The sequence below is a fragment of the Pseudomonas rosaeacicularis genome, assembly GCF_057128745.1.
This window is the reverse complement of sequence record NZ_JBSKHT010000006.1, coordinates 149532-159372: the sequence shown is the minus strand read 5'-3', so window position 1 is coordinate 159372 and position 9841 is coordinate 149532. Positions and strand designations below refer to the sequence as shown.

The 9841-nt window shown below is 60.6% G+C and carries 8 protein-coding genes; all 8 read left to right on the top strand.

Annotated features, from left to right (window positions below; genetic code table 11):
• Positions 1 to 466 precede the first annotated feature (466 nt).
• The 8 genes from ACWKWM_RS09880 to ACWKWM_RS09845 all read left to right on the top strand — a co-directional run bounded on the left by ACWKWM_RS09880 (position 467) and on the right by ACWKWM_RS09845 (position 9807).
• Positions 467 to 1180: a TetR/AcrR family transcriptional regulator gene (locus tag ACWKWM_RS09880; RefSeq protein ID WP_483845968.1), complete on the top strand. Its 714-nt coding sequence runs from the start codon at positions 467 to 469 to the stop codon at positions 1178 to 1180.
• A 205-nt stretch (positions 1181 to 1385) separates the two neighbouring features.
• Complete coding sequence (locus tag ACWKWM_RS09875; protein WP_483845967.1) at positions 1386 to 2444, top strand: Rieske 2Fe-2S domain-containing protein; 1059 nt, start codon at positions 1386 to 1388, stop codon at positions 2442 to 2444.
• Positions 2431 to 3390: a PDR/VanB family oxidoreductase gene (locus ACWKWM_RS09870; RefSeq protein WP_483845966.1), complete on the top strand. Its 960-nt coding sequence runs from the start codon at positions 2431 to 2433 to the stop codon at positions 3388 to 3390. The genes ACWKWM_RS09875 and ACWKWM_RS09870 overlap by 14 nt, the downstream gene beginning before the upstream one ends.
• A 90-nt stretch (positions 3391 to 3480) precedes the next feature.
• Positions 3481 to 4716, top strand: a complete 1236-nt coding sequence (locus ACWKWM_RS09865; protein WP_483845965.1) for an FAD-dependent monooxygenase — start codon at positions 3481 to 3483, stop codon at positions 4714 to 4716.
• Between the two features lie 193 nt (positions 4717 to 4909).
• The gene (locus tag ACWKWM_RS09860; protein WP_483845964.1) at positions 4910 to 6130 is read left to right on the top strand and encodes an ABC transporter substrate-binding protein; all 1221 of its coding nucleotides are present in this window, start codon (positions 4910 to 4912) and stop codon (positions 6128 to 6130) included.
• A gap of 184 nt (positions 6131 to 6314) precedes the next feature.
• Complete coding sequence (locus ACWKWM_RS09855; RefSeq protein ID WP_483845963.1) at positions 6315 to 8261, top strand: ABC transporter permease; 1947 nt, start codon at positions 6315 to 6317, stop codon at positions 8259 to 8261.
• Positions 8258 to 9040 carry an ABC transporter ATP-binding protein gene (locus ACWKWM_RS09850; RefSeq protein ID WP_483845962.1) on the top strand — a complete coding sequence of 261 codons (783 nt, stop codon included), beginning with the start codon at positions 8258 to 8260 and terminating at the stop codon, positions 9038 to 9040. Before ACWKWM_RS09855 ends, ACWKWM_RS09850 begins: the two co-directional genes overlap by 4 nt.
• Positions 9037 to 9807: an ABC transporter ATP-binding protein gene (locus ACWKWM_RS09845; RefSeq protein ID WP_483845961.1), complete on the top strand. Its 771-nt coding sequence runs from the start codon at positions 9037 to 9039 to the stop codon at positions 9805 to 9807. Before ACWKWM_RS09850 ends, ACWKWM_RS09845 begins: the two co-directional genes overlap by 4 nt.
• The last annotated feature ends 34 nt before the right edge of the window (positions 9808 to 9841 follow it).

Sequence of the window (9841 nt, the reverse complement as noted above, 5' to 3'; positions counted from 1 at the left end):
AAATTAGCAGCGCCGCAGATTCACTGTGGGAGCGAACCTGTTCGCGAAGACGGTGGTTCAGACACCAGAGATGAAGTGGATGCGCCGGCGCCTTCGCGGACAGGTCCGCTCCCACGGGTTTTGTGTCAGCCTCCAAGCTCCTTGCTCCTACAGGTTCTCGATTGCTCTGCCGGAGGCTCGCTCCTACAGGTTTTCGATTGCTCTGCCGGAGGCTCGCTCCTACAGGTTCTCGATTGCTCTGCCGGAGGCTCGCTCCAACAGGTTCTCCAGTGCTCTGCGGGCAAACCTGGCGTCGACAAATATTCAACTGCCTTCCCCCAACAAGTTCTCTTGTGCGGTGCTGGCATGAACGCTGCTAAGATTTAAAGAGTTAATCAATTAATTAATTTTTCGCTCGCTGAATCCCCTGAATGCTACGTTCCAGGGCCGCGAGCGATTGATTTGACTCTCAAGGTAGCGGGTATCGATGCAGACAATAATGGGCCGTCGCGGCACTGCGCCCTTGCCGGTCGAGCAGGGCAAGGCCAAGACCAAAACCAAGAAAAAAGGACCGGGACGTCCCGAGGGCGCCAGCAACGTGCGCGACGAAATCCTCGACGCCGCCGAAGAGTTGTTCGCTAATCTAGGCTACGCTGGCACTACGTTGCGTGAGGTTTCGCAGCAAGCAAAAGTCACTCAAGCGCTGATCAACTATTACTTCGGCTCCAAGTACGGCCTGTTTGAAGAAGTATTCCTGCGTCGCGGTGCCGCCGTTTCAGACGAGCGACTGAAAAACCTGGAGGCGTTGCAAGAACAGGGCGAGCCCTTGCAGGTGCGGCAGATCGTCGAAGCTTTCCTGCTGCCAACCGTCGTACTGCGCACCAGCGTGCAGGGCCGACATTTCCTGCGTCTGCAAGCGCGACTGCACACCGAGCCGCCAAACATTTCCTACGCGCTACGTGATAAAGCTTACGGGACCTCGACCCAACGTTACGTCGATGCGCTCAAAGAGGCTGTCCCCGGCCTGACGGATCTGGACGCCAACTGGCGCATCACCTTGATGGTCGGCACTTACCTTTATGCATTTTCGGACAGTCACCGCATGGAAGACCGCTTGCCCGGCGGCGAATACGATCCGGCGGACTGGCAGTCGCTGATCCATCAGGTCACCAGTTTCGTCGTCGGCGGGATGACGGCTTGAGATCCTTGCACTGACCGGACGCACCAAACTGGACGCCGCCGATACTAAAACAGTGCTCGCCCCAAAGGCGGGCCCTGCGCCCTGACGGATAATTCTCATAACAATCAAACAGATAAAATTTCACCCATGACTGGCACGGCTCCTGCTATCTATTAATTAACGAGTTGATTAATTAATTTGCATCCTGATAAGCAGAGGCATCGTGATGAACCTGATCGCTGTTTCATCTCACCAACCGATAACCGCCAACGACGGCTGCCAAGACCCCGTGTTGCTTAACGACTGGCACGTCGTGGGCTACAGCAGTGACTTCGTCGAGGGCACGATCTACCCCGTGCGTTTGCTGGAGCGCGAACTGATTGTCTGGCGCAGCGCCGATGATCAAGTGCATGTCTGGGAAGACCTGTGCATCCATCGCGGCGCTCGGCTTTCCAAGGGCTGGATCAAGAATGACTCGGTGGTTTGCCCTTATCACGGCTGGCAATACGACGGCAGCGGTGCCTGCACCCTGATGCCTGCTGCGCCGGATGAAAAACCGATGAAAAAAGCCAAGGCGTTTCCTTACGCAGCGGTGGACCGTTATGGGTTTGTCTGGACCTGTCTCGGCGAACCGGCAAGCGACATTCCGGTGTTTCCGGAGTGGGAAAACGACGCTTTCATGAAGGTCCACAGCGGCCCTTATATCTACGACGCCAACGGGTTTCGCGCCGTCGAAAACTTCATTGACGCCTCGCACTTTCCGTTCGTGCACGCTGGCCTCAATGGTGTGATGGACAAACCTGACCGCCTGGACCCCTACACCGTGGAAGAAGTCGACTCGGGGCTGCGCTCCTCCGAAGTGCGGGTGTTTCAGCCGTTCGGCGATGCGCGGGGCAAGCCGCTGGTGGCGTTTTACACCTACCACACGTTCCGTCCGCTGGTGGGTTACTTCTCCAAACGTACTCAGGATTCGGACGCGCAAGGCAACGTCACCAGTGACAAATCCGACACGTTCGCCACGCTGTTCACCGTGCAAGCGCTCGACGCCACCCACAGCATCGTGCGCGTGTGCGCGGCCATGGACGTCATGCCGCGGCCGGACCCCCAGGCCGTGCGCGAGCGTGCCGACGTAGTCTTCGGCCAGGATCGCGACATCGTCGAAAGCCAGCGCCCGGAACGCATCCCGCTCGAACTTCGCTACGAGTTGCACCACCGCACCGACCTGATGGGCCAGCGTTATCGCACCTGGCTGCGCAACAAGGGCATCAGCTATGGCGTTATCTGACGGCGTGCTCAAGGTGCGTTTGCAGGCGATCGAATACGGCGCGCCGGGCATCAATCTCTACACCTTCGAATCCCTCGACGGCCTGCCATTGCCTGTCTATGAGCCCGGTGCGCACATCGACGTCGCCTTGAGTCCGGACACAGTGCGCCAGTACTCATTGTTGTGGCCCGCGCTCAATCCTGCGCAGTACCGCATCGCGGTGCAGCTGTCGGAGGCGGGGAAGGGCGGATCTCGCCAGTTGCATTTCGAGTCGGTGGTGGGCGCGACTTACGAGGTGTCATCGCCGCGCAATCATTTTCCGTTGCATCCTGGCGACGGTGAGTTTCACCTGTTTGCCGGAGGGATCGGCATCACCCCAATCATCTCGATGTACCGCCAGCTCAAGGCCACCGGGCAAAAAGTTTCGCTGTACTACTGGGCAAGCGGGCCGGCGCACATGCTGTTTCATGGCGAACTGTGCCAGGCGCAAGACAGGGTGCGACTGTTCCATACCCGCATCGACGGAGTCGCGCCACCCAGGCTCAGGGACCTGATCACCGCGCTGCCCGACAGCGCGCAACTTTACTGCTGTGGGCCGCAAGGAATGGTGGATGAGTTCGACCGCCTGACCCTCGAACGCCCCGAAGCCAACACTCATCGTGAACGGTTCAGCGCCACCACCGACGCCTTGCAACCGGGCGATACCTTTCGCGTACGGCTGCAACGTTCTGGCCTGACTCTGACCGTTGCCACCGAGCAAACCCTGTTGCAGGCCTGCGAGGCGGCGGGCGTCGACGTGGCGTATTCCTGCGAAGAGGGCGTGTGTGGCGCGTGCGAGGTCAAGGTGCTGGCCGGGAAAGTAGAGCACCGCGACACCGTGCTGACGCCGGGCCAACGCCAGCGCAACGAAAGCATGATGATCTGCTGTTCGCGGGGTGTGGGCGACGGCCTGGTACTGGATCTGTAGGGCCCATTTTTTCAAGCGAGTAATTAATTACTCGGCCAATTATTACAACGCGCTGCGTCGATCATCCATCGCTCAGCAGGAGGAACACCCATGGACAGAGCATTGCGAGTCGGCATCATCGGGGCGGGTATCGGTGGCGTCACGTTGGCGCGTGCCCTCAAGCAGCGAGGCATCGAAGCGCGCATCTTTGAGCGCGCGCCGATGTTTGGCGAGGTCGGCGCCGGCGTGCAGATGACCCCGAACGCGGTCAAGGTGCTGTCAGCGCTGGGCCTGGAAGATCAGTTGAAAAAAATCGGTTTCCTGCCGCAAGCGATGGTAGGGCGCAACTGGAAAACCGCGCGTGAACTGTTCCGCACGCCGCTCAAGGAAAGCTGCCCGGCGCTATATGGCGCCGAGTTCTATCACGTCCACCGTGCCGATCTGCACGCTGCGTTGGCGAGTGATATCGAACCGGGGCAGGCGACCTTCGGCGCACAGTGCAGCGGCTTGATTCAGCACGCTAATAGCGCTGTCGCGCAGTTCGCCGATGGCACCGAGTTCGAGGCCGATCTGATCGTCGGCGCCGACGGTGTGCGTTCGGTGATCCGCGAGCAGCTGTGGGGCCAGGAAGCGGCCAATTACACCGGCCACATGTGCTGGCGCGCGCTGGTCAATGTCGACAAACACCCGCTGCCCTTCGTCAGTCCCGATTCCAGTTTCTGGATGGGCCCCAAAGGCCATGTGGTGACGTACTACGTGAAGGGCGGTTCGATGGTCAACATCGTGGCCGTCAATGAAAGCCCGGCGTGGGTCGAGGAGTCATGGAACGCCAAAAGTACCCAGCAAGAGATGCTCGCCGGGTTCGAAGGCTGGCACCCGAATCTGATCGAACTGTTCAAGCGCACCGATCCCGATGCGATCTTCAAGTGGGGGCTGTTCGATCGCGACCCGATGAAAACCTGGTCCAAGGGCAATGCCACGTTGCTGGGGGACGCGGCCCACCCGATGCTGCCGTTTTTGTCCCAGGGCGCGGCGATGGCCATCGAAGATGGTTACGTGCTGGCGCAATCGCTTGCGTTTCATGGCCCGCGTCAGTTGCAGCAGGCGTTGAGCGCCTACGAAATGGAACGCTTGCCGCGCACCAGCCGGGTCCAGCTCGAAGCCCGCGAGCGCGGGCGCACCTATCACTTGCCGTCTGCCTGGTCGCAACTCAAGCGCGACATGACCTACCGCTGGCGCCAACTGCTCAACCCCAACGCCGTGGGCATTCAGGCCAACTGGGTTTACGAGTACGACGCTCGGGATTGCGAGGCGCGGTTTGCTCAGGCGCAGAAGATTCCGGCGTGACGTTCGCGCGTCTGCCAGCGCGTTGCGCGACCCGCCCGGCGCGGTGCTGAACCGATTCCCGCACTCTTAAAACAACAAGCCTGATTGGCATACTCGTTGCTCGTTAATTAACTGCCCATTTAATAATGGTCGTCCGAGCCTGGAACGCCCTAATGCTGTGCAAGCCTTTCACCTGATCAGCTTGGAGAGAACCATGATTACGCGTGCACGTTTAACGAAGTCGGGCCTGTTGGCAGGCTTGATCGCTCTGACCATCAGCGGCGTTGCCTGGTCGGCAGAGACCATCAAGATCGGCGACATCAACAGCTACAAGTCGCAGCCGGTATTTACCGACGGTTACAAGAAAGGCATGGAACTGGCCATCGAGCAGATCAACGCGGCGGGCGGGGTCGAGGGCAAGAAGCTTGAGCTGATCACCCGTGACGATAACGCCAATCCGGGCGACGCGATTCGCCAGGCCGAAGACTTGATCAACCGCGAGCACGTGGACGTGCTGGCCGGGGCGTTTTATGCGCACATCGGCACCGCATTGTCCGATTATGCCAAGCAGAAAAAACGCTTCGTGCTGATCACCGAAGCCCTGAGCGACAACATCGTCTGGAGCGCGGGCAACCGCTACACCTATCGCCTTGATGCCTCGACCTACATGCTGACGTCCGCGCTGGTGGACGAAGCGGTCAAGCTCAACAAAAAGCGCTGGGCGCTGGTTTACCCCAATTATGAGTTCGGTACCGCTGCGGCCAGTGCCTTCAAAGCCATGCTCAAGGCCCGGCAGCCAGACGTGGAATTCGTGACCGAGCAAGCGCCGCCGTTCGGCAAAGTCGATGCCGGCAGCGTGGTCCAGGCACTGGTTGACGCCAAGCCGGACGCGCTGTTTAACGCCCTGTTCGGCGCTGATCTGGCCAAGTTCATTCGCGAAGGCACCACCCGTAACTTCTTCGGCGAGCAGTTGCCGGTGCTCAGCATCATCACCGGTCAGCCGGAATACCTCGAGCCGCTCAAGGATGAAATTCCGCAGAACTGGACCGTCACCGGTTACCCCTGGTACAGCATCGACTCGCCCGCGCACAAAGCGTTCGTCGACGCGTATCACGCCAAATACGGCACCGAAAACCTGCGCTTTGGCTCGATCATCGGCTACTCGGCGATCCAGTCCATCGCGGCAGGGATCAAGGCGTCCGGCGGCAAGACCGATTCCGAATCGATGGTCGAGGCGTTCAGCGGCTTGAAAGTGACTACGCCTGACGGCCCGCTGGAGTACCGCAAGATCGACCATCAGGCGACTTGGGGTTTGTACGTCGGCAAGCTGGCCGTGAAAGACGGTTCTGGCGTGATGGTGGATTACACCTTCAAGCCCGGCGCCGGGCTGCTGCCGTCGGATGATGAAGTGCGCAAGTTGCGTCCGGCTGAGTAAGTGATGGTCTGACCTGACCATGTGGGAGCGGACCTGTCCGCGAAGAGGCCGTAACAGGCGCCCAATGTGTTGTCTGTGCCGACACCTTCGCGGACAGGTCCGCTCCCACAAAACCGCAGCGAGCCAGTCAATCCGGTTTTAGCGGGCAGAAGCGGTATTGCATAAACCTGCTTTCGAGGACCTCATGGACTTTTCAGCTTTTCTTGCTCAGTTACTCAACGGCCTGGCCGAGGCGTCGTCGCTGTTTCTGGTGGCGGCGGGACTGTCGTTGATCTTTGGCGTGACGCGGATCGTCAACTTCGCCCACGGCTCGTTCTACATGCTGGGCTTGTACATCGCCTATTCGGTGGTCGAACACCTGATGGGCTCCCTCGGCGCGGCGGGGTTTTGGCTGGGGCTGGCGCTGGCCGCGATCTCTGTCGGACTGATCGGCGCAGTGGTCGAAATCGTGTTGTTGCGGCGCATCTACAAAGCGCCAGAGTTGTTTCAACTGCTCGGCACCTTCGCCTTGGTGCTGGTGATCAACGACGCCGTATTGGGTTATTGGGGCGCCGAAGAACTTCTTGGCCGTCGCGCACCGGGCCTGAGCGGATCGGTAGACATCCTTGGGCGGCAATTTCCCACGTACAACTTTTTCCTGATCGCCATCGGCCCGGTGGTGCTGGGGCTGGTCTGGCTGTTGCTGGTGCGCACGCGCTGGGGCGTGCTGGTTCGCGCAGCCACTCAGGACCGAGAAATGCTCGGCGCTTTGGGCGTCAATCAGGCGTGGCTGTTCACCAGCGTGTTCGCCCTCGGCGCAATGCTCGCCGGGTTGGGCGGAGCCGTGCAATTGCCCCGCGAACCGGCCAGCCTGACGCTCGATCTGCGCGCTATCGGCGAGGCGTTCGTGATCGTCGTGGTCGGCGGCATGGGCTCGCTGCCGGGCGCGTACGTCGCCGCGTTGCTGATCGCCGAGATCAAGGCCCTGTGCATTGGTTTGGGCACGGCCACGCTGTTCGGTATCACCATTTCCTTTTCCAAACTGACGCTAGTGATCGAGTTCCTCGTCATGGCGGTGGTGCTGGTGGTTCGCCCGTGGGGCCTGATGGGCAAACCCCAGGCGACCAGTCGCAATTCGGCGCCCATCGAGGCTCCGATGCGCCCGGGATCACCCACGTTCAAATGGCTGATCGGCGGGTTACTGTTGGTACTGGCGGTATTGCCATTGCTCTCGACCTGGCTGCCTTATGCCAGCGTGCTGACCCAAGACGTGCTGGTGACAGTGCTGTTCGCCGTCAGCCTGCACTTCATCATGGGCCCGGGCGGCATGCATTCGTTCGGCCACGCGGCGTATTTCGGCCTCGGCGCTTATGGCGCCGCAATCCTGTTCAAAGTGCTGACGATGCCCATGCCGCTGGCGTTCGCCTTCGCGCCATTGGTGGCCGGGTTTGGCGCACTCATTTTCGGCTGGTTCTGCGTGCGTCTGTCCGGCGTGTATCTGGCCATGCTGACCCTGGCGTTTTCGCAGATCGTCTGGTCGGTTGTGTTTCAGTGGGAAGACGTGACCGGTGGCTCCAACGGCATCACCGGCATCTGGCCTTCGACCTGGCTCGACGGCACTGCCTATTACTACCTGACCCTGGTGCTGGTGGCGGCGAGTGTGTTCGTCGTGCGGCGGATTCTCTTTGCGCCGTTCGGCTACAGCCTGCGGGCAGCTCGGGATTCGGCGCTGCGGGCGGACGCGATCGGCATCGACGTCAAGCGTGTGCAGTGGATGGCGTTCGTTATTGCCGGGCTGTTCGCCGGTTTGGCCGGAGCGTTGTATATCTTTTCCAAGGGCAGCATTTCTCCGGACGCCATGGCGGTGGGCAAGTCGGTGGACGGTCTGGTGATGGTCCTGCTCGGCGGCATCCAAAACCTGCTCGGGCCGGTGGTCGGTGCCAGCGTGTTCAGCGTGTTGCAGGACTACATCATGCGCGCCACCGATTACTGGCGAGCGGTGTTCGGCGGCGTGATTCTGGTGCTGGTGCTGGTATTCCCCCAGGGCATCGCAGGCTTTTTCCAGCAAGTGGGCGAGAAGTGGCGCGGCTGGCGTGCAAACGCTTCCGCTCGGCGTGAACCGCTGTCCCCGGCTATGGAGAAACAGGCATGACGCTGCTTGAAGTACGTGATCTGAACAAATCATTCGGCGGCGTTCGCGCGGTGGATGGCATCAATTTCGATCTGCACGAGGGCGAGTTGCTGGCCCTGATCGGCCCCAATGGCGCGGGCAAATCCACCACGTTCAACATGGTCGGCGGGCAACTGAAAGCGTCGGGCGGTTCGATCCGCTTGATGGGTAAGGAGCTGGTCGGTATGCGTCCGCGCGATATTTGCCGGATGCAGGTCGGGCGCACTTTCCAGATCGCTGCGACCTTCGCGTCGCTGACCGTGATCGAGAACGTGCAAATGGCGCTGCTCTCACACCATGGCCGGGCGTTTTCGCTGTTCAGGCAGGCGCGCAAGATGTACCGGGAGGAGGCGCTGGATCTGCTGGCTCAGGTTGGCATGCTCGCTCATGCCAGTAGGCCGTGCAGCGAGTTAGCTTACGGCGACGTCAAGCGCGTGGAACTGGCGATGGGGCTGGCCAATGATCCCAAACTGTTGCTGATGGACGAACCCACCGCCGGCATGGGCCCGGAAGAACGCAATGACCTGATGGCCCTGACCAAGCGGCTGGTGGTGGAGCGCAAGATGGCGGTGCTGTTCACCGAGCACAGCATGGACGTGGTGTTTGCCTACGCCGACCGGATGATCGTGCTTGCCCGGGGGCGGTTGATCGCCGAAGGGGATGCCAATTACATCCGCAATCATCCGAAGGTGCAGGAAGTGTATTTCGGCACCGGCAAGACCTTTGAAAAAGAACTGATGTCCTCGGAGGCCCCGGTATGAGTGCTGCGCTTGAAAGTCTGTTGCCGATGGCTGCGCCGGGAGTGGAGCCATTGCTCCAGGTGTCCGGCCTCAACGCCTGGTATGGTGCGGCGCAGATCCTCTACGACGTGAGCCTGAATGTTCGGCGCGGCGAGGTCGTGGCGTTGATGGGGCGCAACGGCGCGGGTAAATCCACCACGCTTAAAGCGCTGATGGGCATGCTGGCGCGGCGTCGCGGCAATATCCAGTTCATGGGGCGCGACGTCGCTGCCCTTGAGCCCTTTCAGCTGGCGCGACTGGGGTTGGGTTTCGTGCCCGAAGACCGCCGGGTGTTCACGCACTTGAGCGTTACCGAAAACCTTGAAGTAGGGCGCCAGGCCGACCGGCGCTGGCCCGATGGCACCGAAGCGCTGAACTGGACGCCTTCGCAGTTGTTCGAGTTTTTTCCCAATCTGGGGGCGATGCAGGACCGGCCCGGCGGACAAATGAGCGGCGGCGAGCAGCAAATGCTCACCGTCGCACGGACCCTGATGGGTAATCCTTTTCTGATTCTTCTGGATGAACCGTCCGAAGGTGTCGCCCCAGTCATCGTCGAGCAAATGGCCCAGATGATCCTCGCGCTCAAGGCCAAGGGCGCGAGCATTTTGCTGTCCGAGCAAAACCTGCATTTCGCTGAACTGGTGTCCGATCGTGCTTATGTGTTGGAAAAAGGCCAGATCCGCTATCAGGGCAGCATGGCTGAACTGGCCGCCAATGAAGAGGTTCGCAAGGCGTATCTGACGATGTAATGCGAGCGCCCGGCGTCCCTGCGGCATATATGAA